Here is a 23,860-nt window from a genome sequence, read left to right on the forward strand (position 1 = left end):
AAAGGCCCCGCTCCGGCGGGGCTTTTTTATGCCCGGCGCAGAAGCAGGGCGAGCACGAACGCGGCGCCCAGCGCGGAAACGATGATGCCGACCGGCATGTCCTGGCCGGGCAGGACGATGCGGCTGCACAGATCGGCGCCGAGCATCAGCGCGGCACCGCCGAGAGCGGATGTGGGTACGAGCGCGCCGTGGCGGATGCCGACCAGGGCCCGGCACAGATGCGGCACCATCAGCCCGGCGAAGCCGATCACGCCGCACAGCGCCACGGAACAGGCCGTGCCGATGGCGGCGGTGGCGAAGGCGAGCATGCGCAGGCGATCGACGCGCACGCCGACGGACGAGGCTGTGTCGTCGCCGGCCAGAAGCGCATCAAGGCCGCGTTTCTGCCAGAGCCCGACGGCGAGGATCGTGATCGCGCCGAACAGGGCGAGCGGCAGCGTAGACCAGCGCGCGCCGCCGAAGCCGCCCAGGGACCAGAACAGCACCGATTGCGCCGCACGCTGATCGCCCGTGAACAGAAGCACGTCGGTGAGAGCGGAAAACAAGAACGAGACGGCGAGACCGCCGATCACCAGACGTTCGGCGCCGCCGCCTCTGCGCCGCGTGGCGGAGACGAGCGCCAGGACGCAAACGGCGGAGAGCAGGGCACCGGCCAAGGCGGCGGCCGGGAGCGACCAGACGCCGAACCGCTCGCCGCCATGGGTGATGACGGCGACGGCGCCGGCAGCCGCGCCGGAGGACAGGCCGAACAGGAAGGGGTCGGCCAGGGCGTTGCGCGTGGCGGTCTGGAGCAGGGCGCCGGAGACGGCCAGAGTGGCGCCGGCAAGCGCCGCCAGGATCGCGCGCGGCAGCCGCAGATCGCGGACGATGAACCAGCCGGCATCCTTCGGCGCACCGGGCGAGAGCGCATGCAGCGACGCGCGCCAGCCGATGCCGGCGCTGCCGAGCGCGAGTTCGGCCACGAACAGAAGAGCGATGACGGCCACGGCCGGGAAGAGAAGCCGGAAACGCTTCATCGCGGCGGATGCAGGGCGGCGGCGAGGGATTCGATCGCGTCGATATCCTGCGGTCCCGGGGTGAGGGATTCGTAGCGCAGGGGAAGAAGATGATCGTCCCTGACGGCGCGCAGGGTCTTCAGAACCGGATCGGTGCGCAGGCGATGCACCAGCGCATCGGTGCCGAAGCCGGAATCAGTGAGCACGATCCAGTCCGGATCGGCGGCAACCACGCGCTCCCAGCTTCCCTGGCCCCAGCTCGTCGGGAGATCGGAAAAGATGTTGTGCCCGCCTGCGATCTCGATCAGCGCATTGGCCAGGGCGTAGCGGCCGGCGGTGAAGGGGGCGGTGTCGCCGCTGTCGTAGAGGAAGACGGTTTTCGGCGGGGCCGTGCCGATGCGGTCGCGCAGGGCGGCGATGCGGGCTTTCCAGCCGGCGACCAGAGCCTGCGCGCGTTCCTCCCGCCCGAACACGCGGCCGAGGCGCAGCTCGTCGTCGTAGAGGAGTGTCATGCTCGGGTCGCGTCGCACGGAGCCGTCGATGGCGCAGCTTTCCGTCAGTACCAGCGTCGGGATGCCGAAACGGGCCAGAGTCTCCGGCGTGACGTCGCCGCCGACGCGCATTCCGTAGTTCCAGCCTGCGACGAACAGATCGGCGCGTGCGGCGAGGATGGTTTCCAGCGATGGGTAGCGCGGCGACAGTTCCGGGATGCTGCCTTGTTCGGAGCGGAAGTGCTGCGTGACGCGATGAAAGCCGGTGATGCCGGCCAGACCCGCGATCCGTGTCTGCACGCCGAGCGCGAACAGCATCTCGGCCATGTTCAGATCCACCGCCACGGCGCGCTCGGGCGGTGCGGCGATGGTGACGGGCTTGCCGCAGCTTTCCACGGTCAGGGGAAAGCCGGCGGCAAGGGCGGGTGCACATGGAGACAGGAAGATCGCTGTCGCAGCGAGCAGGAAACGCATCCTGTTCAGCCGGCCGGCATCAGCACGAAATGGCGTGTGCCGTCCGGTGCGTGCAGACGCGCGCAGTCGAGACCGAACACGTCGCGCACGAGGGCGGACTGGAGACATTCCCCAGGCGTTCCTTCCGCCACCGTGCGGCCGCCACGCAGCAGGAGCACGCGGTCTGCGAACGCATCCGCCGAGGCCAGATCGTGCAGAACGGCGACCACGGTGCGTCCGAGCGTGCGCACGGTGCGGAGAAAACCGGTGGCGGCGGCGGGGTCGAGATGGTTGGTCGGTTCGTCCAGAAGCAGGACCGGCGTGTCCTGTGCCACGGCGCGGGCGAGACGCACGCGCTGGAGTTCGCCGCCGGAGAGGCAGCCGAGTGTGCGGCCTGCCAGCGACGCGACGCCGCAGCGCTCCAGCGCGTCTGCGATGGCGGCGGCGTCGGACCGGGCGTGGATCGTGCCTTGATGCGGCAGGCGTCCGAGAGAGACGTAGTCGCGAACGACGAAGTGCGGATCAGGATCGTCGCGTTGCGCGACATGCGCCACCAGACGCGCCCGGCGCCTGGGGTCCAGCGCGCGAAGCGATTGCCCGGCGATGGAGACGTGCCCTGCACTCGCCTTGCGGCCGGCCATGAGCTGCATCAGGCTGGTCTTTCCGGCGCCGTTGGGGCCGAGCAGGGCGAGAAACGTGCCCTGCGCGACCGACACGGAAACGGGCGACAGGATGCCGGGGATGCCGGCATTCTCCACCACGAGCATGGGACCGAGCGGCATCAGAAGCTCGCCTGAAGGGAAAGGGAGAACGAGCGCGGCGCGCCGAGAATCACCTCCGTCGGATAGCTCACATCGGCCCATTGCACATAGTGCCGATCGAGAAGATTGCCGATCCGCCCATACAGGGTGACCGCCGGGCGCAGATGGTAAGCTGCGAACAGATCGACGGTGTCGTACGCCTTGAGCGACAGGGTGTCGGCATAGTCGCCTGCGCGGTCGCCGACATGGCGCCAGCCGCCGCCGAGATCCACCGGCGTGCCCGCGACGTGATCGCGCACGAGCCAGAGATTGCCGACCAGGGCCGGAACGTCGGGCGGCCGGTTGCCCGTGGCATCGATTGCGGCGTCGGGGTGGAAGCTGCCGTAGCGTGACCGTGTCCAGGCGGCGTTGGCGGAAACGGTCCAGTGCGCTGCGGGACGCCAGTTCGCCTGCGTCTCGATGCCGTTGGAATGCTGGCTTCCCGCGGTGGAGACGGTGTCCGGCCCGGTCGCGACCAGCATCCTGTTGCGTTCGATATGGTAGGCCGAAAGCGTGAGATCCGCACGACCGTCGGGCAGGGCGGCCTTGAGACCGATCTCGGCCTGCTGCGCGTGGCTCAGACGGTCGAACTGGCCGCGATTGGCCAGGAAGATGTTGGCGCCTGGCGGATCGTCCGCGCTGGTCCAGGAACCGTAGAGGCTGATATCGCGTGTGGCGTTCCAGACCAGGCCGACGCGGCCGTTGTTCGGGTGATAGGTGCCGGAAAAGCTGGTCCTGGCGTTGAAGGAGCCGTCCTGGTTGAAATTGTCGCGGCCCAGCCAGAGCCAGTCGTATCGGAAGCCCGTGACGAGTTTCAGGGTGCGTGTGAGCGACAACACGTCCTCCGCGAACAGGGCGAGATCGCCGAGATCGGTGGGGGATTTGCGCGACGGCAGGTCGCCGGCGAAGGCGCCGTACTCGCCGCGATCCGGGTCGGACAGCGAAACGGCATCGGCGTATGGCGCGTCGGGAAAGCCGCGATCGCGAATGAAGCGGAGATAGGAGCCGTCGATCCCGGCCACCACGCGATTGGGCAGCCCGAACAGGTGGCCGTCGAGCGTGGCGTCCAGCGTGTCGCCCACCTGATGCTGGTTCTGGAACACATGGAAGCGGTCGCGGGCGATGCTGCCTGCGGCGATCGCGTTTCCGTCCGCATCCACGGCGTCCGTGCCCGGTGGGATGAAGCTGTAGCTTTCCGCGTTCTGCCAGCGGCGCGCTGCGTAGAAGAAATAGGCCTTCTCGTGGATCGTGAGCCGGTCCGTGGCGCGCCAATCGAGCCGCAGCGTGGGGCGCAGCGACGTGCTGGTCGTGGTGAAATCGCGCACGTTATAGTTCTGCCAGAGCGAATCACGGGCGACGGCGAGGCCGGTGCCGGAGGAAAGCAGGCCGCCCGCGATGCCGCCGAAGAACGAGGCCGATGCGGCCGGGACCAAAGGCGTGCCGTAATAGGACGAGAGCTGGTCGCGCAGGACGTCGAGACCGAGGCGCAACGTGACGCGATGCGGGGCGTGCCAGAGCAGGGCGCCTGTGACGTCGAGCGAGGCGGGATCGGAGCCCGGGACATAGCCGTTCGAGGAAGAGCGGCTGACATCGACCAGCACGGCGGCATCGCGACCGATCGGCTGGTTGATGCCGATGCCGGCATTCCAGGTGTCGAACGAGCCGTAGGAGGCGAGCAGATCGGCCGAGCGTCGGCCCAGAACGGGATCGCGCGAGCGCTCGTCCACCACGCCGCCGACCGCGCCCTGTCCGTACAGCACCGAGGCCGGGCCCTGCAGCACCTCGATGTCCTGAAGATTGAAGCTGTTCTGAGGCCTGTTCACCATCGTCACCGGGCCGAGATAGGTGCCGTCATGCAGAACGGTGATCTCGTTGGCGGTGAAGCCGCGCAGAACGAACTGGCCCGGATTGCCGGGCGAGCCGCCGGAGGTGATGCCGGGCAGCATGTCCGCCGCCGCCTCGGCCGACAGGGCGCCGCGTTGCAGGGCGGTGTCGCGGGAGATCGTGTCCACCGTGGCAGGCGTGTCGCGCAGAGACAGGCCGAGGCGGCTGCCGACCGGGGCGGGGCGGTCGAGCGGACGGCGTCCCGGGACGTCGAGATGCTCGGTGGGATCGTCCGTCGCCGAGGTCTGCGCGAGAGCCGCGTGTGAAACGCAGAACGGCGCGGCCAGAACCAGAAACGCGGCGAAGGGCCGGACGGAACGGAACGGGCGCGGATCGCCCCAAAGAAAACCGGACATGAACAACTCCGGCCTCCGGTACACCCCGCCCGGCGGCGCTCGATACGCGACGATGGCAGGTCTCCTGGCTCGCGGATCAGACACGTCGCGCCGCCTTCCCGGGCCTGCTTCCGGGGAAGCGGGCCCAGTGGCATCCGGCACGGCGCTTCCCGCTCACAGTTGCGGGGGCAGCCGCCGACGAGGTTCCCGGACGCAATGTCCCGCCGGAACCCTTCGGCGTTCCCTTTTCACCCGCTCGCGCGGGACCATCGACGGGAAACGGGTAGGCGCGAACCGTCGCGCGATCAATCGGAACTCGCATACGTTATAGTATAACGTAACATTGATCGGGAAGACCAGAGCCGCCGGGTCAGCCCGGCAGCAGGATGGTGCTGCCGATCGTGGCGCGGCTTTCCAGGGCGCGATGCGCCTCCGCGGCGCGGGACAGGGGAAATTCCTGGCCGATCTCCACCGTCAACGCGCCGCTTCCGACCACCTCGAACAGTTCCGCGGAGGCGGCGCGGAGTTGTTCCGGCCGGGCGATGAAGGTGGCGAGCTTGGGCCGGGTCACATACAGGCTGCCGCGCGCGGCCAGCATGCGCAGGGCGACGTCTGTGACCTCGCCGGACGCATTGCCGTAGGACACCATCAGCCCACGCGGGGCCAGGCAGTCCAGGCTGTCGACGAAGGTGTCCTTGCCGACGCTGTCGTACACCACAGGCACCATCGCTCCGCCGGTGATGCGCCGCACCCGGGCCGGAACGTCCTGGTAGCCGACCAGCACATGCTGCGCACCGCGCGCGCGGACCTGTTCCGCCTTGGCGTCCGTGGACACGATGCCGATCACGGTGGCGCCGAGATAGGCGGCCCATTGGCACAGCATCAGCCCGACTCCGCCGGCCGCCGCATGCACCAGGATGGTGTCGCCGGGCTGGAGCATGCGCACCTGACGCAGCAGCACCTGCACCGTGAGGCCGCGCAGCATCATCGCCGCGGCCGTGCGCGTGGACACGGTCTCGGGCAGCTTCACCACCAGATCGGCGGCGATGGTGCGGTGGGAGACATAGGCGCCGAGCTGGGTCGGATAGGCGACGCGATCGCCGACCGCGATCCCCGACACGTCCGAACCAACCTGCTCCACCACCCCGGCGGCTTCCATGCCGATCACGCAGGGCAGGCTGGGCAGTTTGTAGAGGCCGGTACGGTAATAGATGTCGATGAAGTTCACCCCCATCGCGTCCTGGCGGATCAGGATCTCGCCCGCGGCGGGGGCGGGTTTGGGGATCTGGTCGAAGCTCAGCGCTTCCGGGCCGCCATAGGCGTGAACGCGAACGGAATCTGTCATCGGTCGAGTCCCGAAAGATCGGCGGTTTCGAGGGAAAGCAGGAAGCGCTTGGTGTCCTGGCCGCCTTCCATGCTGAACCCGCCCAGATCGCCCGCCGCCACCACGCGATGGCAGGGAATGATGATCGGCAGTGGGTTGAAGCGGTTGGCCTGGCCGACGGAACGGGCCGAGCCGCCCGTGTCGCGCGCGACGGCGCCATAGGTGCGGGTTTCGCCGTACGGGATCGCCGACAGGGCGGCCCAGACGCGCTTGCGATAGGCGGTGGCGCCGACGGGATTCACCGGAACGGTGAAGCATCGCAGTTCGCCGTCGAAATAGCGGTTGATCTCGTCCCTGGCCCGGCGGAGAAGCGCCGTGTTCTCCTGTGCGCCGGCCCAGCCCCAGTCGAGGGCGACGATCGCGTCGTCCTCTTCCGTGAGGGTCAGGTCGCCGAGCGGCGAATGCAGCGAGAGCTGAGGCAGGGCGAACGCACTCCGGAGCCGGTCGAGAAAACAGAGCAGGGCCGGCTCCCTTGTTCAAGGAAGCAGCTTTGAACCCATCTACCATCTTCGCCCGTGCCACGGGAACCGGCCGCGCCGCCATCGCGGTTCTGCGCCTCAGCGGCCCGGACACGGCGGCGATCCTGCGCGCTTTGTGCGGCACCCTGCCCGAACCGCGCCGTGCCACGCTGCGCGCCCTGCGCCGGGACGGCGATCTGCTGGACCGGGCCCTGGTGCTGTGGTTTCCGGGGCCGCGCAGCTACACCGGCGAGGACGGGGCGGAGCTGCATCTGCATGCCGGTCCCGCCGTGGTGGAGGCCGTGGCCGAGGCGCTGGCGTCGCTGGGTGCGCGTCCTGCCGAACCGGGCGAGTTCACCCGACGCGCTTTCGCCAACGACCGGCTCGATCTTCTGGAAGCCGAGGGCATCGCCGATCTGGTGGAAGCGGAAACCCAGGCGCAGCGGCGGCAGGCCCTGCAGCAGGCGGACGGTGTTCTGAGCCGACTCTACGATGGCTGGGCGCAGCGTCTGCGCGTCTTGCTCGCGCATCAGGAAGCGCTGATCGATTTCCCGGACGAGGATCTGCCGCCAGAAATCGAGGACGCGCTGACGCAGGACACGGCATCGCTCGCGGACGAGATGCGCGCGCATCTGTGCACCGGCGCGCAGGGCGAGCGTATCCGCGACGGCCTGGTGGTGGCGATCGTCGGGCCGCCCAATGTCGGCAAGTCGAGCCTCCTGAACCGTCTGGCCGGGCACGATGCGGCGATGGTGTCCGATATCGCCGGCACCACGCGTGACGCGATCGAGGTTCGCCTGGTTCTGGCCGATGTGCCTGTCACGCTGATCGACACGGCCGGCGTGCGCGACAGCGACGACCCTCTGGAGCAGGAAGGCGTGCGTCGTGCGCTACGCCATGCCCAGCGCGCCGATCTGGTGCTGCGCGTCGCCTGTGCCGGATCGGAGCCCGGGGGCACGGACGGCATCCTGGTCTGGAACAAGACGGATCTGGCCGTCGCACCCGAGGGCTGGCTCGGCGTGAGCGCGCAGACCGGGGCCGGGCTGGACGCGTTGCGTGCGCGTCTGGCCGCAGAAGTGGCGCGCCTGACCGATCTGGCCGGGGCGCCGCCGCTGACGCGGGCACGCCATCGCGCCGGGATCACGGAGGCGCTGGATCATCTGGACGCAGCCTCCGGTCTCGATCTGCCCGAGTTGCGCGGCGAAGCGCTCAGACTGGCCATGCAGGCGCTGGGACGTTTGACCGGCAGGATCGGCGTCGAAGATCTGCTAGACACCGTCTTCAACCAGTTCTGCATCGGCAAGTAGATCCTTCTCATGTCCCATTCCTCCTCCTGCGACGTGATCGTCATCGGCGGCGGCCATGCCGGTTGCGAGGCTGCCGCCGCCGCCGCGCGGTCCGGCGCCCGCACCCTGCTTCTGACGCACCGGATCGCCACGATCGGTGCCATGTCGTGCAATCCGGCGATCGGCGGCATCGGCAAGGGCCATCTGGTGCGCGAGATCGACGCCCTGGACGGGTTGATGGGTGTGGCGGCGGACCGGGCCGGCATTCATTTCAAGCTGCTGAACCGGTCCAAGGGTCCGGCCGTGCATGGCCCGCGCGCCCAGGCCGATCGATCCCTGTATCGGGCCGCGATCGGCGATCTTCTGGCGCGGCAGGAGGGGCTGGAGATCGTCGAGGCAGCGGTGGACGATCTGCTTCTGGACGCGAACGGTGCCGTCTGCGGCGTGGTGTGTGCGGATGGACGCCGGTTCCGCGCCGGGGCCGTGGTTCTGACTGCCGGCACCTTCCTGCGCGGCGTGATCCATGTCGGGCACGAGACGACCGCAGCGGGGCGTGTGGGCGAGGCGCCGGCTGCGGCTCTGGGCGCACGCCTGGAGGCGCTCGGTCTGCCGATGGGGCGTCTGAAGACTGGAACCCCGCCGCGTCTGGCCCGCGACAGCATCGACTGGGAGGCGCTGCCGGAAGATGCCGGCGATGCCGTGCCGGTGCCGTTCAGCCGTTTGACCGCGTCGATCGACAACGCGCTGGTGTCCTGCCGGGTGAGCAGCACCACCCCGGAGACGCACGCGCTGATCCGCGAGCACCTGCATCTGTCCGCCGTGTATGGCGGGGCGATTTCCGGCCGTGGCCCGCGCTACTGCCCGTCGATCGAGGACAAGGTGGTGCGCTTCGCCGACAAGGACCGGCACCAGGTGTTCCTGGAGCCGGAAGCGCTGCCCGGCAATCCCGGCGGCGATCTGGTGTATCCGAACGGCATCTCCACCAGCCTGCCGGCCGAGATCCAGGCGCGTTTGATCGCTACCATGCCGGGTTTGGAGCGTGCGCGGATCGTGCAGCCGGGCTACGCCGTCGAATACGACCATATCGACCCGCGCGCGCTCTGGCCGACCCTGGAGCTGAAGGCGCTGCCGCGTTTGTTTCTGGCCGGGCAGATCAACGGCACCACCGGTTACGAGGAAGCCGCCGCGCAGGGGCTTCTGGCGGGATTGAACGCCGCCCGCGTGGCCTCCGGCGCGGACGCGGTGACGGTGGATCGCGGCACCGCCTATCTCGGCGTGATGATCGACGATCTGACCACCCAGGGCGTGTCGGAGCCGTATCGCATGTTCACCTCGCGCGCCGAGTATCGGCTGACGCTGCGGGCGGACAATGCCGATCTGCGTTTGACCGAAGCCGGGATCGGCTGGAACTGCGTCGGTGCGGAGCGTGCCGCTTTGTTCCGGCGCGACCGTGAGGAGATCGGCGACGCGACGGCGCGTGCGGAAGCGGAACTGTTCTCGCCGCCGGTTCTGAGCCAGCACGGGCTGAGTGCCCCGGCCGACGGTCGGCGCCGTACGCTGCTGGATCTGCTGGCGATCGATCCGGCGGCGCCCGGTCTGTCCGCTCTCGCGCCGTGGCTGGATGGGTTGTCGCCACGGGCGCGGGCGCATCTGGAGACCGAGGCGCGCTATCGCGGCTATCTCGGCCGGCAGGCGCGGGAGATCCGCCAGCTCGGCAGCGAAACGGCGCTGTCTCTGCCGGCGACACTCGATTTCACCGCCATCGGCGGGTTGAGTGCGGAGATGCGCGAGCGTCTGGCGGCGGCTCGTCCGGCCTCGTTCAGCGCGGCGCAGCGCGTGCCCGGCATCACCCCGGCGGCGCTGATGGCGCTGCTGGCACATCTGCGGACCGCCGCCTGATGAATGTTTCACGTGAAACAATGGCGCGGCTGGAGGTGTTCGCGTCGCTGCTGGAACGCTGGAACCAGCGCATCAATCTGGTGTCGCCGAAGGATCTGGCCCAGCTCTGGCCGCGCCATATCGAGGACAGCCTGCAATTGGCCGACGATATGCCGCCGGGCGTGCCGTTCGTGGATCTGGGGTCGGGCGGCGGCTTTCCCGGCCTGATCCTGGCGATCGCGACAGGCAATCCGGTCACGCTGGTGGAAAGCGACCAGCGCAAGGCGAGCTTCCTGCGCGAAGCGGCGCGCAGCACCGGAGCCGACGCGACGGTGGTGGCGAAACGGATCGAGGAGGCCAAGATCGCGTCGGTCGGCATCGTCACGGCGCGCGCGCTGGCGCCGCTGCCGCTGCTGCTGGACTGGGCGACACGCTTCCTGCGGCCGGACGGACTCTGCCTGTTCCTGAAGGGCCGTAACGCCGAGGACGAATTGACCGCGGCCGGGGCGGAATGGCACATGACGGTCTCCAGACGCCCGAGCCGGAGCAGTTCGGACGGGGTCATCCTCAGATTGAGTGAAATCAGGCGTGTCAAAGAGCCCGACCGGGCGACCGGGCGATAGCACTGCCGCTGCCGTCCGGACGCCGCACATCATCGCCGTCGCGAACCAGAAGGGCGGCGTCGGCAAGACCACGACGGCGATCAATCTCGCCACGGCGCTGGCCCTGCAGAACAAGCGCGTTCTGCTGATCGACCTGGATCCGCAAGGCAACGCCTCCACGGGTCTGGGCATCGCCTATGACGGACGCGATGCGGGGTCCTATGCGCTGATCGCCGATGGCGCGGCATTGAGCGGCCTCGTCTGCGATACGGCGATCGAGACGCTGCAGCTGGTGCCGGCCGACAACGAGCTGGCCGGCTCGGAAATCGAACTGGTGGATCGCGAACGGCGCGAATACTGCCTGAAACAGGCGCTAGACGGCGACGCGCACGCCCAGGGCTACGATTTCATCCTGATCGACTGTCCGCCCAGCCTCGGACTGCTGACGCTGAACGCGCTGATCGCGGCAGGCTCGGTACTGGTGCCGCTGCAATGCGAGTTCTTCGCGCTGGAGGGCGTCAGCCAGCTGATCCGGACGGTGGATCGGGTGCGGCGTGCCTTCAATCCGGCGCTGCGCATGGAAGGGCTGGTGCTGACCATGTTCGACAGGCGCAACAACCTGTCCGAACTGGTGGCGGCGGATGCGCGCGGGTTCTTCGGAGAGCAGGTGTTCGAGACCGTGATTCCGCGCAACATCCGCATTTCCGAAGCGCAGAGCCACGGCAAGCCGGCGCATCTGTACGACGCCAAATCGAGCGGTGCGGTCGCTTATGCGGCGCTGGCGGATGAGCTGCTCGCGAGGCTGGCGAACCACAAGGCGGCACAATGAGCAGCAAGCGCAAGGACGCACCGCCGCCGAGGCTGGGCCGCGGATTGGCGGCCCTGCTGGGCGACAGGGGGCCGGACACGGATCCGATCCGCCCGGGACGGCAGAACGGCGTGCATCCGATCGCGGTGGATCTGCTGGAAGCCGGCCCGTTCCAGCCGCGGCAGATCATGCTGCCGGATCAGCTCGAGGAGCTGGCTGCCTCCATCCGCACGCGCGGCATCCTGCAGCCGATCCTGGCGCGTCCGCATCCGGGCAAACCGGGGCGCTACCAGATCATCGCTGGCGAAAGACGCTGGCGCGCTGCGCAGATGGCCGAACTGCACGAGGTTCCGGTGCATGTGCGCGACCTTCCCGACGCCGATGCCATGGCCGCGTCTCTGGTCGAGAACCTGCAACGCAGCGACCTGAACGCGATCGAGGAGGCCGAGGGCTTGCAGCGCCTGCTGGGCGAGTTCCGCATGACGCAGGAGCAGCTCGCGGGCGCGGTGGGAAAATCCCGCTCCCACGTCGCCAACACGGTGCGCCTGCTGCAACTGCCCTCAGGGGTTCGGCGCGAGGTGATGAACGGCGCGTTGAGCGCGGGGCATGCACGGGCTCTGATCAACCATCCGGACCCGGCCAAGGCGGCGATGGCGGTGATCGCCAAGCGTCTCTCCGTGCGCCAAACGGAACAGATGGTGCAGAGCCAGAGCACGGCGGCGAAGATCGCACCGGTGGAAGCGCGGATCCCGGTCGGCGCGCGCGAGGATCGCGATCCGGAGATCGTGGCGCTCGAGCGCGAGCTGAAGCAGAAGCTGGGCCTGAAGATCGAGCTTCAGTTCAACGGCAAGGGTGGGCAGATGCGCATCCATTACGACACGCTCGACCAGCTCGACGGCGTTCTGCGTCTGCTGAACGGCTGATCTGCGGCAGGATTTCCGGATGACGGCGGTATTGCCCTCTTGCAGCCCCGGAATCCCGCTGCTATAGCGCCGTCACCGTGAACGACCCCACAAGGTCCACGATCGGGCGCATAGCTCAGTTGGTAGAGCAGCTGACTCTTAATCAGCGGGTCCAAGGTTCGAGTCCTTGTGCGCCCACCACGGTTCTTCCGAACCGGCGGTGACAATCCTCCCAGATTTTGATGATCCTTTCGATCGCGAAGCCGTCTACGGCTGCACGATCGCCATGATTACGATCACCAGCATCAGCACGGTCGGTATTTCGTTCGCCATCCGGTAGAAGCGGTGCGGACGTGTGTTGCGGTCCTGCAGGAAATCCTTGCGCCAGCGCGCGCAGAAACCGTGAAACACGATCATCCCCACGACGCAGGCGAGCTTGGTCCACCACCAGGCGGCATGCCAGTCCACGGCGCCCGGCGTCAGGATCAGAAGCACGCCGAAGACGAGCGCCACGATCATCGCCGGCGTGGTGATCTGACGTAGGAGCTTGCGCTCCATCACCTTGAACAGTTCGCTCTGTGCCGACCCCGCGGCGACGCCGCAATGGTAGACGAACAAGCGCGGCAGATAGAACAGCCCCGCCATCCAGGCGATCACGGCGATCACGTGAAACGCCTTCTCCCACAGAAGCCAGGGCGCGAGCGCTGCGATCATGCCGCAGGCTCGTCGCTCACGTCGCGCAGGGTCTCGACCAGAAGCCCGACATGCTCCGGCGGAGTTTGAGGCAGAACGCCATGGCCCAGATTGAATACATGCGCACGGCCCCGCATTGCGTTCCTGACGGCCTTGACGGCCTCCACCAGGGGGGGACCACCGGCCAGGAGGCAGAGCGGGTCCAGATTGCCTTGCAGCGTCACTGTGTCCGGGACCATGTCGCGTACGATGCCGAGATCCGACGCCGTATCCAGCGCCATCGCGTCCACACCGGTTTCCCGGGCGTAGCGGCCGACCAGAACGCCGCCGAGACGGGGAAAGCCGACGATCGGCACGGTCGGGTGGCGGCTGCGGATCGCATCCACGATGCGACGTGTGGGGGCGATCACGTGCTTGTCGAACTGAGCAGGCGGCAGGATCCCGGCCCAGCTGTCGAACAGCATCACCGCTTCCGCGCCGTTCTCGATCTGATCGCACAGCATGTCGGCCGTCGTGCGTGTCAGAAGGTCGATCAGACGCCCGAACAGATCGGGCTCTGCATAGGCCATGCGGCGAACGGCGGCGAACTCCTTCGAACCGCCACCTTCGACCATGTAGCAGGCGACGGTGAAGGGCGATCCGGCAAAGCCGATCAGAGTGGTCTCGCCCGGTTTCGCGGCGCCTAGAACGGCGGGATCATCCGGCGTATCCAGGGTCCGGCGCAGCCTGCGCAGCGTTTCCATCACAGGCGCGGTCGCTTCGCGCACACGCTCGGGACGCAGACGATCGAGATCGGCTTCCGTACGGATCGGCTCCAGAACCGGGCCCAGATTCTCCTTGAATTCGAGCGGCTGACCCATCGCCCAGGGCAGGATCAGGATGTCGCTGAACAGGATCGCCCCGTCCATCGCGTACCGGCGAATGGGCTGTAATGTAACTTCCGTTGCTATGTCTGGCGTCATGCAACGCGTGATGAAATCCGCCTGCTCTCTGAGCGCGCGGAATTCCGGCAGATAGCGCCCGGCCTGGCGCATCAACCAGACCGGCGGCGGCCATACAGCGTCGCCGTGCAGGGCCCGAAGCAGTTTCTTTCCCGTCATACGCGAATACCGCCCGTCCTGTTCGCCGAAGATCGCCGGAACGACGCTGCCTGTCTGCTCCGATCTGCCCAAGGTCTAAACATGAAAAAAGAAGAAGAGAATGGTGGGAGTCTTAAGGGGCCCTGTGGATGTCGGGGTACCCGGTTCCGGCAAAACGTACCCCGTTTTTCCCACAGAGTGTACAACTCGCAGTAGCCTGTTTCCGAACCGCTTTTCAGGCTTATCCCGAATCCATCCGACCGACGCTGTGTACAACTCCACCCCCTCGTCGGTTGTACCCGTCATCCCCAGGACTCGGTACAGGTTGTACACCGCATCGATTCAACCCCCATGTACCCCAGGACTCCCGGACCGATGCCGAACCCCTTCCAGGACGCGACTCGACCCCTGATTCTGGCCAGTGCCTCCGCAGTGCGTCTGCAGGTGCTCCGCGCGGCCGGTCTCGACGTGTCCGCCCAGCCCACCGATCTCGACGAAGCACCGATCAAGCGATCCGCTCCCGACGCCGGAACGGCGGCGCTTCGGCTGGCGGAGGCCAAGGCAGCGTGTCTGGACGGGCAGCATCCGGACGGGTTCGTCCTGGGTGCGGACCAGATCCTGGTCTGCGACGGTCGCTCGTTCGACAAGCCGGCCGATATGACGGAAGCGGCGTTGCATCTCCGCGCTCTTCGCGGCCGCGAGCACGTTCTCGAGACCGCACTGGTCTGCCGACGGAACGGCGAAACGATCTGGTCGCATCTGGCCCGGCCGCGCCTGCGTCTGCGCGCCGTTTCCGACGCCTTCATCGATCGCTATCTCGCAGCCGAAGGCGAGCCCGTCCTGTCGAGCGTGGGCGCCTATCGGCTGGAAGGGCCGGGCATCCAGCTGTTCGAAACGGTGCAGGGCGAGCACGCCGCCATCCTCGGCCTGCCTCTTCTGCCGCTGCTGGATTTCCTCCGTATGCAGGGCGTTTTGATTTCTTGAGCCGGACGCTCTTGTCAGCCTTCTCGCACCCGGCTATATGCCCGCCACCCAAGGGCGATCCCGCAAGCGAGACCGCCCCCCGGATGCGGGGCCGTAGCTCAGTTGGGAGAGCGCCTGAATGGCATTCAGGAGGTCAGGGGTTCGATTCCCCTCGGCTCCACCAGTCCGATCCGGACGATATCCGCCCGTTTCGATCTCAGTCGGAATCCGAATTTCGGTCCAACAGTCCGAGACGGCACCGCTTCAACAATTCGGAACCGCTCCCGCCCGCGACGTCAGGAGCAGGCAGCTTTCCGTTTCCGAAACACCGTCCACGGTTCGTGCGTCGGAGAGCAGGCGATCGAACGCCCGCAGATCTGCGCAATTGAGCTCGGCGATCAGGTCCCAGCGCCCGTTCGTCGTATGCACCATGCTCACACCGACGAGCTTGCTCAGACTCACCATCACCTCTTCCGGACGTTTCGACGCGACGCTCACCATCATCACCGCCCGGACGCGGTCCTCCGCCGCTGCAGGACCCAGCCGGACCGTGAAGCCTGCGATCACGCTGCTGGCCCGCAGGCGGCTCAACCGCGCTTCCACCGTGTTGCGTGCGATGCCGAGGCGGCCGGCGATCGTCTTGACCGGAAGACGAGCGTCCTCCGACAGAAGCGCCACTAGCCGTCGGTCGAGATCGTCCATGAGCGAAACCTAGCCGAAACAGGCATCCTGCAAAATCGGTCGGCCAGCCGATTTGAGCATCATGCTCATGGGACTGCTCGTTCTGCTCATCGAACGACCTTGAAACGTGACAATCCTCGTCTTGCAGCCGACGCCGGCCTTTTGCACCGTGCGGCTCCATTCTCCAGCGAGCGAGACGCGCGTGACCGACCAGCCTGTCTTTCTTCTCGTCGATCCGGCCCATTTCGAGGTCAGCTACCGGATCAATCCGTGGATGGAACCCGGCGCATGGGCTGCCGATGCAGAGCGCAACTGCCGTGCCGCACGGACGTCGTTCGATGCTCTGTCCGCGGCGCTTCGCTCCGCGGGTGCCCGCCTGGAGATCGCCGACGGCGTCGAGGGGCTGCCCGATATGGTGTTCCCCGCCAATGCTGGCGTTGTTCTCGATGGCCGCGTGATCGTGGCTCGCTTCGCACATCCCGAGCGGGCGGACGAGGAACAGCGCTTTCATCGGATCTTTGCCGAAATGGCCAATCGCGGCCTGTTCACCGAGGTCGCCGCCATGCCTGACGGCGTCCTGCACGAGGGCGCCGGCGATGCGATCTGGGACGCCAATCGCGGTTTCTTCTGGGCCGGTCACGGACAGCGATCGAATCTGGCCGGCGCTCAGGCCGTGGGCCGCTTCTTCGGCAAGGAGATCGTGACCCTGCGTCTGGTGTCGCCCTCCTTCTACCATCTCGACACCTGCTTCTGCCCGCTTTCCGGCGGTCATGTGCTGTTCTATCCGGCGGCGTTCGATGCCGAAGGCCTGGCGACGATCCATCGTCACGTCCCGCCCGAATTCCGCATCGAGGCGACCGAGGAAGACGCTGCTGCCCTGTGCGTAAACGCCGTCAATATCGGTCGCACCGTCACCATGGCGAAGGCGCCAGATACCCTGCGGCGGCGTCTCGTCGAAGCCGGCTACGACGTGCGGCAGGTCGATCTGGCGCCGTTCCTTCTTTCCGGCGGTGCTGCCTATTGCATGACCCTGCGCCTGGACCGGACCGTGTCCACCGAAGCCTGCGCCGCACGACCGGTTCACGCTCATGCCTGAGCTTCTTCGCCCGGACGCTCTGATTGCGCTGGAAGACCGCTACGGTGCGCGCAACTACGCACCACTCGACGTGGTCCTCTGCCGCGGCGAAGGCGTCTGGGTCTGGGACCTCGACGGACGCTGCTATCTCGACTGTTTGTCCGCCTATTCGGCTGTGAACCAGGGGCACTGCCACCCCCGCATCCTGTCGGCTCTGACGCAGCAGGCCGGTCGTCTGACGCTCACCGGACGCGCGTTCCGCAACGACCAGCTTGGCCTGTTCTACCAGGAGCTCGCCGAACTGACCGGCTCCACGCGCGTCCTGCCGATGAACTCCGGCGCCGAGGCGGTGGAGAGCGCGCTCAAGGTCGCCCGCAAATGGGCCTATCGCCATCGCGGCGTGCCGGAAAACCAGGCCGAGATCATCGTCTGCGCCGACAATTTCCATGGCCGTACGCTTAGCATCGTCTCTTTCAGCACCGACGACGATTCCCGCAACGAGTTCGGCCCCTTCACGCCCGGCTTCCGCGTGGTTCCTTACGGCGATGCCGCCGCCATGGAGGCTGCGATCGGGCCTAACACCGCCGCCGTGCTTCTGGAGCCGATCCAGGGCGAGGCCGGCGTCATCATTCCGCCCGACGGCTATCTCCGCGCCGTGCGACGCCTTTGCGACCGTAACAATGTGCTGATGGTGCTGGACGAGATCCAGACCGGGCTCGGCCGCACCGGCCGCCTTCTGGCAGAAGAACACGAGGGCGTCGAAGCCGACATGACCCTGGTCGGCAAGGCACTCGGCGGCGGTTTCTACCCCGTCAGCGCCGTGCTCTCCAACAACGAGGCGCTTGGCACGCTACGTCCCGGCGAACACGGCAGTACCTTCGGCGGCAATCCTCTCGCCTGCGCCGTGGCTCGAGCTGCTCTACGCGTGCTCGTCGAAGAAGACATGATCGGCAATGCCGATCGTGTCGGCGCGCATCTTCTCCGCACCCTCCGGGCCGCGGAACTGCCGGGCGTGCGTGACGTGCGCGGGCGCGGTCTGATGCTGGCGCTCGAACTCGATCCAGCACTAGGTGACGCACGTCGCTTCGTGGAAGCGCTTCGTGACGCCGGTCTGTTGTGCAAGGACACGCACCATCACACCATTCGTCTGTCGCCGCCTCTGGTGCTGACGATGGCGGAAGCGGACTGGCTTGCGGAACAGGTCGGCAACGTGATCCGGGCGCTGGTCTGAACGTGCGGTCGGACGGCCAGTCGGCTGCGATGTTTCACGTGAAACAATCCGGCCAGCCCGAACAACGCGCTTACAACAAGGCTTCGATCGCCCCACGCAGATCGGCCGGCTTGGTGCTCGGCGCGAACCGGTTTCGCACCTGTCCGCTGCGGTCCACGAGGAACTTGGTGAAGTTCCATTTGATCCGTTTGGTTCCAAGCAGCCCCGGCGCTTCCGCTTTCAGCCACATGAACAGCGGTTCGGCCCCGTTTCCGTTGACCGCGACTTTGCCGAACAGCGGAAAGCTGACGTCATAGGTCAGCTTGCAGAACGTGGCGATCTCCGTCGCGTCGCCCGGCTCCTGCCTGCCGAACTGGTTGCAGGGAAATCCCAGCACCACCAGTCCGCGTCCCTCCAACTCCCGGTAGAGCGCGTCCAGCCCCTCATATTGTGGCGTGAACCCGCATTTGCTCGCCGTGTTGACGATCAGCAGCACCTTGCCGCGATAATCTCCCAGCGAAACTGCGTTGCCGGCGATATCGGTGGCCGTGAAATCGTAGACGCTGCTCATCCGCGCATGCTCCTGCCGGCGATGCTATCCGTGCTCGAACGCGCCTGCTTCCGGAAACCCTATCCACAGTGGAAATCGCTGTCGACACGCATCCCGGCTGAAAATGCCGGGCAAAAACTGCCGGGCACTTAATCGCAGCTTAATCTTTCGCTGCCACCCTGCCTCCGTCGGCATTTCGCCGCGTCAGGGAAACAGAGCCATGTCCCCCAGCTTTTGCGAACCGGCACGGTGAAGCCGCTTCTCGACGGATTGCGGGCACTCGGCACGCCCAAGCTCGCGGCCATGGGTGTGGTCGCAGCGATCGTGCTGGGCATGCTGGGCGTGCTGATGGCGCAGGGCGGCGGGCACCAGCCGATGGCGCTTCTCTATGGCGATCTCGACCTGCGCGAAGCCGGACAGATGGCCGACCTGCTCGACAAGTCGCATATCCCGCACGAACTTGCCGGCGACGATCGCATCATGGTGCCGGCGGATCAGGTGGCAGCCGCGCGCCTGCTTCTGGCCAAAGGCGGCCTGCCGTCGGGCGGATCGGTCGGCTACGAGATCTTCGACCGTGGCGACAATCTCACCGCCACGCAGTTCGAGCAGACCATCAACCAGACACGCGCGCTGGAGGGCGAGTTGTCGCGCTCCATCCGCCTCATCAGCGGCGTGCGCGGCGCCCGGGTGCATCTCGTGCTGCCGCATCGCGAACCTTTCGCCACCGAACAGGTGCCGGCACAGGCCAGCGTGCTGCTGTCGATGTCGGGGGGCGCCCATCTCGACCATGAGGGTGTTCAGGCGGTGATCAATCTCGTCTCCGCGGCCGTTCCTGGTCTGCGGGCCCAGAACATCGCCATCATCGACAATCACGGCACGGTGCTGGCACGGGCCGGCGTTCCGTCCGGTGCCGATGGAGCGGTCAGTACGGCGGAAGAACAGAAGCGCAATATGGAAATGCGCCTCTCCCGCGCTGTGGAAGAAATGCTCGAACCCTCGCTCGGTGCTGACCATGTGCGCGCCGAAGCGGCCGTCACCATGAACACGGATCAGGTGCGCGAAACCAGCGAGAGCTACGATCCGAACCAGCAGGTGCTGCGCTCGCAGCAAACGGTGAGCGACAAGACCCGCAGCACCGAGCCGGAACAGAACAACACCAGCGTGCAGAACAATCTGCCGAACGCACCGGCCGCGCAGAACGCCGCCGGTTCACAGGGCGACCGACGCGAGGAAACCAACAACTACGAGATCGGCAAGACCGTCCGCACGCTGGTGCAGGACCAGCCGCGTCTTCAACGCATCAGCCTCGCCGTGATGGTCGACGGCACACTGGCGAAAGGCGCGGATGGCAAGTCGACCTGGCAGCCCCGGTCCCAGGCCGAGTTGGACCAGATCGCCACGCTGGTGAAGAGCGCGATCGGCTATGATCAGAAACGCGGTGATACGGTCAGCGTCGTGTCGATGCCGTTCGTCGATCGCAGCATCGAGCCGCCGCCGGTTCCCGCCGGCTGGCTCGGCCTGAAGATGAACCAGGCTGATCTGGTGCACGCGGGCCAGAACGTGGTGCTGGGCCTGTTCCTCCTGCTCGCCCTGGTGTTCGTCGTGCGGCCGATGGTGAACCGGATGACCGGCGCCTCTTCGGTCGATGCCGGAACCGGCCTTCTGGTCACGGGACCGGATGGCGTCACACAGCAGGTCGCGATCGCAGGCCCGGGCGGCGCGCTCGCCGGACTGTCCGGCGGCATGGCGCTCCCCGGCACCGGTACGGGAACCGATCTGGTTCCCGTGTCCGATGACGACGGAATGGTCAACGTCGCCAACGTGAACGGCCGTCTGCGCGCCGCGTCGCTGCGGCAGATCGCGACGCTGGTGAATCAGCACCCTGAGGAAAGCCTCAACATCGTTCGCGGATGGCTCGCGAAGGAGGGAAACCCATGAGCAGCACGGCGGTCGTGGTGGCCAACCAATATCCCGGGCTGCAACGCGCGGCCATCCTGATGCTGGCGCTCGGCGAGGATCAGTGCGCGCAGCTTTTCTCCATGATGCACGAGGAAGAGATCAAGGAGATCTCGCTCGCCATGTCGCAACTCGGCAGCGTATCGGCGCAGGCAGTGGAAACGGTCTGCGCTGATTTCTCGCAGAGCATCACATCGGCCGGCATGCTGATCGGCTCGTTCGACAGCACGGAAAGGCTGCTGCAGAAATCCCTTTCCCGCGAACGTGCCGCGCAGATCATGGAAGAAATCCGCGGCCCCGCCGGACGCACCATGTGGGACAAGCTCGGCAACGTGAACGAAGCCGTGCTCGCGAACTATCTCAAGAACGAATATCCGCAGACCGTCGCGGTGGTACTGGGCAAGGTCCGTCCAGGCCACGCGGCGCGCGTGCTCAGCCTTCTGCCCGACAGCTTCGCGATGGAAGTCGTCATGCGCATGCTGCGCATGGAAAGCGTGCAGAAGGACGTGCTGGACAGCGTGGAGAAGACGCTGCGCTCCGAATTCATGTCCAACCTCGCCCGCTCCACGCGACGCGACAGTCATGAACTCATCGCGGAGATCTTCAACAATCTCGATCGTCAGGTCGAAGGCCGCTTCATGACGGCCCTGGAGGAACGCAACCGCGAAGCGGCCGAACGGGTGAAGTCGCTGATGTTCACCTTCGACGACCTGATCCGCCTGACCCCGGATGCCGTCGGCAAGCTGATGCGTGCGGTGGAGAAGGAGAAACTGCCGATCGCCCTCAAGGGCGCATCGGAGGAGATCCGCACGCTGTTCCTCGGCACCCTGTCGGAACGTGCCTCCAAACTCCTGCGCGACGATATCGCGGCGCTCGGACCGGTCCGCCTGCGAGACGTGGACGAAGCCCAGGGCGCGATCGTGCTGCTAGCCAAGGAACTCGGCGCGCAGGGCGAGATCGAACTGAACGAGCGTGAAGACGAGCAGATGATCGGCTGATGCAAGGCATGCGCTCCCTTCCAGGCGTTCTGTACGCCGAGGATTTCGATCTTCCTGCTGATGCTCCCGAGATACGAACGGCGAACCGCGAGCCGGCGCGTCCGGTCGCCGAACCCGTCGTGCTGGAACCGACCTTCAGCCTGGTGGAACTGCAAAGCGCCGCGCAGCACGCACGCGAGGAAGGTAGGCTGGAGGAGCGCGAGGAAGCAGCGATGGGGCTGGAGGCACGAAAGATCGATGCCCTGTCGGCAATCTCCGACGCGCTGCGTCAATCGCGCGCGGATTGCAGCCGTATCGCCGGCGCTGCCGCCGCCGATCTGTCACGCGCCGTTCTGGCCAGCGTTTCCGCCATTCTTCCGGCACTCGCCGCCGAAAACGGTTTGTTTGAAGCAAAGGATCTTCTGCGTTTGCTGCTGCCGTCGATGGACGACGAACCGAAACTGCAGATTCGGGTCAATCCGTCGCTTCTGGAGCTGCTCCGTAACGATTTGGAAACCATCGCGATGGCAGGATCGGCACAGATCGAATGGATCGCGGTGGAGGCGATGGAACCCGGTGATATCGGCGTCAAATGGCAGGACGGCATGATGCTCCGCGATACGCGCGCCCTTTGCGCACAGGTCGCTGCGATGGTGTCCGGCATGCGCGAACGAACCACCCCTTCCGCAAAGGCTTTCTGAGATGACCACGGACGTCGAACTCACCGAACTGCCCGAAACCAGCGTGTTCGCCGAAACCGGTATCCCCCGCAACGCGCAGGATCTGGAAGCGGTCTACGACATTCCCGTCACCGTCAGCGCGGTGCTTGGCAAGACCACCATGCAGGTCAGCCAGCTCCTGAAGCTTGGCCGCGGTGCGGTGGTGGAACTCGACCGCAAGCTCGGCGAAGCGATCGACATCTATGTCAACAACCGCCTGATCGCCCGCGGCGAGGTGGTGATGGTGGATGACAATCGTCTGGGCGTGACCATGACGGAAATCATCAAGTCCGAGCGCGGCTTCTGATCATGCGCGTGCTGATCGTGGGATCGCTGGGCGGGGAACTGGGGCGGGCCGCGCAGATCGCCACGGCGCGCGGCGCCGAGCTCGATCAGGTCGATGACGTGCCGAACTGCCTGTCCCGCCTGCGACGCGACGCGCGCGTCAATCTGGTGTTGTGCGAACTGGGTCAGCCGATCGGCGAGCTGGTACGCGGTCTGGTGCGCGAACGCATCGCGGTTCCGGTGATCGCCTGCGGGCAGGAAAACGATCCGGATGCAGCCGTCCAGGCGGTTCGCGACGGCGCGCAGGATTTCCTGCCGCTACCGCCTGATCCCGAACTGATCGCCGCCATCCTCGAAGCGGCTTCCGGCGAAACCCACGCCCTGATCGCGCGCGATCCGGTGATGCTGGCCACGGTGCGCCGCGCTGAACAGATCGCACGCTCCGATGCGTCGATCCTCATCACCGGCGAGTCCGGTACGGGCAAGGAGATCCTCGCCCGCCACATCCATCGCCGCTCGCGCCGCGCATCTGGTCCGTTCATCGCCCTGAACTGTGCCGCCATTCCGGAACATCTGCTGGAAAGCGAGTTGTTCGGCCACGAGAAGGGCGCGTTCTCCGGCGCGGTGGCGCGACGCATCGGTCGGTTCGAAGCGGCCTCGGGCGGCACCCTGTTGCTCGACGAAATCAGCGAGATGGATGTGCGGCTCCAGGCCAAGCTGCTGCGCGCCATCCAGGAACGCGAGATCGACCGTCTCGGCGGTCATGCGCCGGTGCCGGTGGACGTGCGCATCCTTGCCACCAGCAACCGCGACATGCGTGCCGAGGCCGGTGCCGGCCGGTTCCGCGAGGACCTCTATTTCCGTTTGAACGTCGTCGGGCTCGACATCCCGCCTCTGCGCGAGCGTCCCGGCGATATCGGCGTGCTCGCCGCGCACTATGTCCGCCATTACGCGCAGGCCAACGGCGTCGACACCCCGGCGCTTCCGGAAGAGGCCCTGTCGCGCCTCGCGCGGCACGAATGGCGCGGCAACGTCCGCGAACTCGAGAACATGATGCACCGCGCGGTGCTCCTGGCCGAACGGGGCGAGATCGACACGACGCATCTCGGCCTCTCCCCGGCTCCGGTCTCCGAAACGCGTTCCGCCGCGGCCGACAGCGCTGCGCCGTCCGGCGTGTCTGCGCTGGTCGGACAGCGGATGGATGCGGTGGAACAGGCGCTGATCCTGGAAACGCTGAGCAGCACGGCCGGAAACCGCACTCATGCCGCGACCATTCTCGGCATCTCCATCCGCGCGCTCCGCAACAAGCTGCGCGACTACGCGAACCAGGGCGTATGCGTGCCGCCGCCCATGGCCGGCATGGTGGCCTGAGTGAGCGAAACCGCCGTCGCCACCG

Annotated in this window: 23 protein-coding genes, 2 tRNA genes, 1 pseudogene and 1 riboswitch; of the genes and pseudogenes, 15 read left to right on the forward strand and 11 right to left on the reverse strand. The window is 66.8% G+C overall.

The window, feature by feature from the left end:
- Positions 1-26: 26 nt before the first annotated feature.
- The 7 genes and pseudogenes from ACZ5BM_RS09505 to ACZ5BM_RS09535 all read right to left on the reverse strand — a co-directional run.
- Entirely contained in the window at positions 27-1,016 is a 990-nt protein-coding gene (locus ACZ5BM_RS09505) for a FecCD family ABC transporter permease (protein WP_498907662.1), read from the reverse strand.
- Complete coding sequence (locus ACZ5BM_RS09510; RefSeq protein ID WP_498907663.1) at positions 1,013-1,960, reverse strand: ABC transporter substrate-binding protein; 948 nt, start codon at positions 1,958-1,960, stop codon at positions 1,013-1,015. Before ACZ5BM_RS09510 ends, ACZ5BM_RS09505 begins: the two co-directional genes overlap by 4 nt.
- A 5-nt stretch (positions 1,961-1,965) precedes the next feature.
- Positions 1,966-2,721 (reverse strand): ABC transporter ATP-binding protein, encoded by a 756-nt coding sequence (locus ACZ5BM_RS09515; protein WP_498907664.1) that lies wholly within the window; start codon positions 2,719-2,721, stop codon positions 1,966-1,968.
- The gene (locus tag ACZ5BM_RS09520; RefSeq protein ID WP_498907665.1) at positions 2,721-4,979 is read right to left on the reverse strand and encodes a TonB-dependent receptor; all 2,259 of its coding nucleotides are present in this window, start codon (positions 4,977-4,979) and stop codon (positions 2,721-2,723) included. Before ACZ5BM_RS09520 ends, ACZ5BM_RS09515 begins: the two co-directional genes overlap by 1 nt.
- 37 nt (positions 4,980-5,016) lie before the next feature.
- Positions 5,017-5,244, reverse strand: a riboswitch (cobalamin riboswitch).
- An 84-nt stretch (positions 5,245-5,328) separates the two neighbouring features.
- Positions 5,329-6,303: a quinone oxidoreductase family protein gene (locus ACZ5BM_RS09525; RefSeq protein ID WP_498907666.1), complete on the reverse strand. Its 975-nt coding sequence runs from the start codon at positions 6,301-6,303 to the stop codon at positions 5,329-5,331.
- On the reverse strand, positions 6,300-6,584 hold the full coding sequence (locus ACZ5BM_RS09530; RefSeq protein ID WP_498907667.1) for a methylated-DNA--[protein]-cysteine S-methyltransferase: 285 nt from the start codon (positions 6,582-6,584) through the stop codon (positions 6,300-6,302). Before ACZ5BM_RS09530 ends, ACZ5BM_RS09525 begins: the two co-directional genes overlap by 4 nt.
- Before the next feature lie 6 nt (positions 6,585-6,590).
- A pseudogene (locus ACZ5BM_RS09535) lies at positions 6,591-6,803 on the reverse strand (hypothetical protein); the annotation flags it as partial.
- Positions 6,804-6,832: 29 nt separating this feature from the next.
- Here ACZ5BM_RS09535 and mnmE point away from each other — a divergent pair.
- The 6 genes from mnmE to ACZ5BM_RS09565 all read left to right on the forward strand — a co-directional run bounded on the left by mnmE (position 6,833) and on the right by ACZ5BM_RS09565 (position 12,477).
- A complete protein-coding gene (gene mnmE / locus ACZ5BM_RS09540) occupies positions 6,833-8,107 on the forward strand; it encodes a tRNA uridine-5-carboxymethylaminomethyl(34) synthesis GTPase MnmE (RefSeq protein WP_498907668.1) in 1,275 nt (424 codons plus the stop codon).
- Between the two features lie 9 nt (positions 8,108-8,116).
- Positions 8,117-9,985, forward strand: coding sequence for a tRNA uridine-5-carboxymethylaminomethyl modification enzyme MnmG/GidA (gene mnmG, locus ACZ5BM_RS09545; protein WP_498907669.1), 1,869 nt, complete (start codon positions 8,117-8,119; stop codon positions 9,983-9,985).
- Positions 9,985-10,587 carry a 16S rRNA (guanine(527)-N(7))-methyltransferase RsmG gene (rsmG, locus tag ACZ5BM_RS09550; protein WP_498907670.1) on the forward strand — a complete coding sequence of 201 codons (603 nt, stop codon included), beginning with the start codon at positions 9,985-9,987 and terminating at the stop codon, positions 10,585-10,587. Before mnmG ends, rsmG begins: the two co-directional genes overlap by 1 nt.
- The gene (locus ACZ5BM_RS09555; RefSeq protein ID WP_498907671.1) at positions 10,553-11,395 is read left to right on the forward strand and encodes a ParA family protein; all 843 of its coding nucleotides are present in this window, start codon (positions 10,553-10,555) and stop codon (positions 11,393-11,395) included. The genes rsmG and ACZ5BM_RS09555 overlap by 35 nt, the downstream gene beginning before the upstream one ends.
- Complete coding sequence (locus tag ACZ5BM_RS09560; protein ID WP_498907672.1) at positions 11,392-12,297, forward strand: ParB/RepB/Spo0J family partition protein; 906 nt, start codon at positions 11,392-11,394, stop codon at positions 12,295-12,297. Before ACZ5BM_RS09555 ends, ACZ5BM_RS09560 begins: the two co-directional genes overlap by 4 nt.
- A 104-nt stretch (positions 12,298-12,401) precedes the next feature.
- Positions 12,402-12,477 (forward strand) — tRNA-Lys (locus ACZ5BM_RS09565).
- Positions 12,478-12,543: 66 nt separating this feature from the next.
- Here ACZ5BM_RS09565 and hemJ read toward each other — a convergent pair.
- Complete coding sequence (hemJ, locus tag ACZ5BM_RS09570) at positions 12,544-12,990, reverse strand: CopD family protein (protein WP_498907673.1); 447 nt, start codon at positions 12,988-12,990, stop codon at positions 12,544-12,546.
- Positions 12,987-14,069 (reverse strand): uroporphyrinogen decarboxylase, encoded by a 1,083-nt coding sequence (gene hemE, locus ACZ5BM_RS09575; protein WP_498907674.1) that lies wholly within the window; start codon positions 14,067-14,069, stop codon positions 12,987-12,989. The genes hemJ and hemE overlap by 4 nt, the downstream gene beginning before the upstream one ends.
- Positions 14,070-14,423: 354 nt before the next feature.
- Between hemE and ACZ5BM_RS09580 the strand changes: the two genes are divergently transcribed.
- Together ACZ5BM_RS09580 and ACZ5BM_RS09585 are read left to right on the forward strand one after the other, a co-directional pair.
- Positions 14,424-15,032: a Maf family protein gene (locus ACZ5BM_RS09580; RefSeq protein WP_498907675.1), complete on the forward strand. Its 609-nt coding sequence runs from the start codon at positions 14,424-14,426 to the stop codon at positions 15,030-15,032.
- 87 nt (positions 15,033-15,119) lie between these two features.
- A tRNA-Ala gene (locus ACZ5BM_RS09585) sits at positions 15,120-15,195 on the forward strand.
- Between the two features lie 80 nt (positions 15,196-15,275).
- On the opposite strand, the gene ACZ5BM_RS09590 is transcribed toward ACZ5BM_RS09585, so the two are convergent.
- Entirely contained in the window at positions 15,276-15,713 is a 438-nt protein-coding gene (locus ACZ5BM_RS09590) for an Lrp/AsnC family transcriptional regulator (protein WP_498907676.1), read from the reverse strand.
- A 181-nt stretch (positions 15,714-15,894) separates the two neighbouring features.
- Between ACZ5BM_RS09590 and ACZ5BM_RS09595 the strand changes: the two genes are divergently transcribed.
- Positions 15,895-16,788: a dimethylarginine dimethylaminohydrolase family protein gene (locus ACZ5BM_RS09595; protein WP_498907677.1), complete on the forward strand. Its 894-nt coding sequence runs from the start codon at positions 15,895-15,897 to the stop codon at positions 16,786-16,788.
- On the forward strand, positions 16,781-17,998 hold the full coding sequence (rocD, locus tag ACZ5BM_RS09600; protein WP_498907678.1) for a PLP-dependent aminotransferase family protein: 1,218 nt from the start codon (positions 16,781-16,783) through the stop codon (positions 17,996-17,998). Before ACZ5BM_RS09595 ends, rocD begins: the two co-directional genes overlap by 8 nt.
- A 70-nt stretch (positions 17,999-18,068) precedes the next feature.
- Here the strand turns inward: rocD and ACZ5BM_RS09605 are convergent, their stop codons facing one another.
- Positions 18,069-18,548 carry a glutathione peroxidase gene (locus ACZ5BM_RS09605; RefSeq protein WP_498907679.1) on the reverse strand — a complete coding sequence of 160 codons (480 nt, stop codon included), beginning with the start codon at positions 18,546-18,548 and terminating at the stop codon, positions 18,069-18,071.
- 228 nt (positions 18,549-18,776) lie between these two features.
- Here ACZ5BM_RS09605 and fliF point away from each other — a divergent pair, with 228 nt between their 5' ends.
- Genes fliF through ACZ5BM_RS09630 form a run of 5 tightly spaced genes read left to right on the forward strand, consistent with a single transcriptional unit; the run spans position 18,777 to position 23,835 of the window.
- Positions 18,777-20,465, forward strand: coding sequence for a flagellar basal-body MS-ring/collar protein FliF (gene fliF / locus ACZ5BM_RS09610; protein ID WP_498907680.1), 1,689 nt, complete (start codon positions 18,777-18,779; stop codon positions 20,463-20,465).
- Complete coding sequence (gene fliG, locus ACZ5BM_RS09615; RefSeq protein ID WP_498907681.1) at positions 20,462-21,481, forward strand: flagellar motor switch protein FliG; 1,020 nt, start codon at positions 20,462-20,464, stop codon at positions 21,479-21,481. The genes fliF and fliG overlap by 4 nt, the downstream gene beginning before the upstream one ends.
- Positions 21,482-21,489: 8 nt before the next feature.
- Positions 21,490-22,161, forward strand: coding sequence for a FliH/SctL family protein (locus tag ACZ5BM_RS09620; RefSeq protein ID WP_498907682.1), 672 nt, complete (start codon positions 21,490-21,492; stop codon positions 22,159-22,161).
- A gap of 1 nt (position 22,162) precedes the next feature.
- On the forward strand, positions 22,163-22,486 hold the full coding sequence (fliN, locus tag ACZ5BM_RS09625; RefSeq protein WP_498907683.1) for a flagellar motor switch protein FliN: 324 nt from the start codon (positions 22,163-22,165) through the stop codon (positions 22,484-22,486).
- A 2-nt stretch (positions 22,487-22,488) separates the two neighbouring features.
- On the forward strand, positions 22,489-23,835 hold the full coding sequence (locus ACZ5BM_RS09630) for a sigma-54 dependent transcriptional regulator (RefSeq protein ID WP_498907684.1): 1,347 nt from the start codon (positions 22,489-22,491) through the stop codon (positions 23,833-23,835).
- Positions 23,836-23,860: the final 25 nt, after the last annotated feature.

Source organism: Lichenicola sp. GTC18331, assembly GCF_055386855.1.

Bases quoted from the DNA above. Each gene is read 5' to 3' on its own strand.
- ACZ5BM_RS09590 (WP_498907676.1), bottom strand. From the start codon at position 15,713: ATGGACGATCTCGACCGACGGCTAGTGGCGCTTCTGTCGGAGGACGCT.
- hemE (WP_498907674.1), bottom strand. From the start codon at position 14,069: ATGACGGGAAAGAAACTGCTTCGGGCCCTGCACGGCGACGCTGTATGG.
- ACZ5BM_RS09560 (WP_498907672.1), top strand. From the start codon at position 11,392: ATGAGCAGCAAGCGCAAGGACGCACCGCCGCCGAGGCTGGGCCGCGGA.
- ACZ5BM_RS09515 (WP_498907664.1), bottom strand. From the start codon at position 2,721: ATGCCGCTCGGTCCCATGCTCGTGGTGGAGAATGCCGGCATCCCCGGC.
- ACZ5BM_RS09505 (WP_498907662.1), bottom strand. From the start codon at position 1,016: ATGAAGCGTTTCCGGCTTCTCTTCCCGGCCGTGGCCGTCATCGCTCTT.
- ACZ5BM_RS09580 (WP_498907675.1), top strand. From the start codon at position 14,424: ATGCCGAACCCCTTCCAGGACGCGACTCGACCCCTGATTCTGGCCAGT.
- rsmG (WP_498907670.1), top strand. From the start codon at position 9,985: ATGAATGTTTCACGTGAAACAATGGCGCGGCTGGAGGTGTTCGCGTCG.
- ACZ5BM_RS09520 (WP_498907665.1), bottom strand. From the start codon at position 4,979: ATGTCCGGTTTTCTTTGGGGCGATCCGCGCCCGTTCCGTTCCGTCCGG.
- mnmG (WP_498907669.1), top strand. From the start codon at position 8,117: ATGTCCCATTCCTCCTCCTGCGACGTGATCGTCATCGGCGGCGGCCAT.
- rocD (WP_498907678.1), top strand. From the start codon at position 16,781: ATGCCTGAGCTTCTTCGCCCGGACGCTCTGATTGCGCTGGAAGACCGC.
- hemJ (WP_498907673.1), bottom strand. From the start codon at position 12,990: ATGATCGCAGCGCTCGCGCCCTGGCTTCTGTGGGAGAAGGCGTTTCAC.
- fliN (WP_498907683.1), top strand. From the start codon at position 22,163: ATGACCACGGACGTCGAACTCACCGAACTGCCCGAAACCAGCGTGTTC.
- ACZ5BM_RS09605 (WP_498907679.1), bottom strand. From the start codon at position 18,548: ATGAGCAGCGTCTACGATTTCACGGCCACCGATATCGCCGGCAACGCA.
- ACZ5BM_RS09630 (WP_498907684.1), top strand. From the start codon at position 22,489: ATGCGCGTGCTGATCGTGGGATCGCTGGGCGGGGAACTGGGGCGGGCC.
- ACZ5BM_RS09510 (WP_498907663.1), bottom strand. From the start codon at position 1,960: ATGCGTTTCCTGCTCGCTGCGACAGCGATCTTCCTGTCTCCATGTGCA.
- ACZ5BM_RS09620 (WP_498907682.1), top strand. From the start codon at position 21,490: ATGCGCTCCCTTCCAGGCGTTCTGTACGCCGAGGATTTCGATCTTCCT.
- fliG (WP_498907681.1), top strand. From the start codon at position 20,462: ATGAGCAGCACGGCGGTCGTGGTGGCCAACCAATATCCCGGGCTGCAA.
- ACZ5BM_RS09525 (WP_498907666.1), bottom strand. From the start codon at position 6,303: ATGACAGATTCCGTTCGCGTTCACGCCTATGGCGGCCCGGAAGCGCTG.